Raw genomic sequence first — 418 nt, forward strand, 5'->3', positions numbered from 1 at the left:
GGCATGGGCTGACCTGGCGCCCAAGGTGCGCGAGAAGCTGGCCGCCGCCATGCCCGATGCTGCTGCAGCACCTGCAGCACCTGCAGCACCTGCAGTCCGAAAGGCGCCGTCCTTGATGGATGAGCTGGGTGCAGGTGTTGGCACCTATGCAGAAAAGCTCAAGGTCCGAATTGGCGATGCGAAACAGAAGATGCAGCAAGCATCCGCGCTGTCGCCCACGCTGCGAAAAGCCAATGGTCATGACGTCCAGGCGCTGACCGCCGAGGTCGCGCGCCTTGAATCCCTGAGGGGTGAAGCCCGGGCGCTTGATGAAGCGGCCGTGCGTGATGAGGCAGCCCGAGGGCTGCTGCAGGGCGCACGGCAGGAACTCGATGTGAGCCAGTTGACGCCCGCTCAACGGTCAGAGGTGGTGGCTCGT

At 64.6% G+C, this 418-nt stretch carries 1 protein-coding gene; it reads left to right on the plus strand.

The features are described 5' to 3' along the window. Nucleotides 1-115: 115 nt before the first annotated feature. Nucleotides 116-418: hypothetical protein (locus tag P3R27_RS14875; RefSeq protein ID WP_301399197.1), on the plus strand; the 303-nt coding region annotated here is incomplete at its 3' end.

The organism is Enterococcus spodopteracolus (assembly GCF_030441955.1).
Classification (GTDB): domain Bacteria; phylum Bacillota; class Bacilli; order Lactobacillales; family Enterococcaceae; genus Enterococcus_B; species Enterococcus_B spodopteracolus.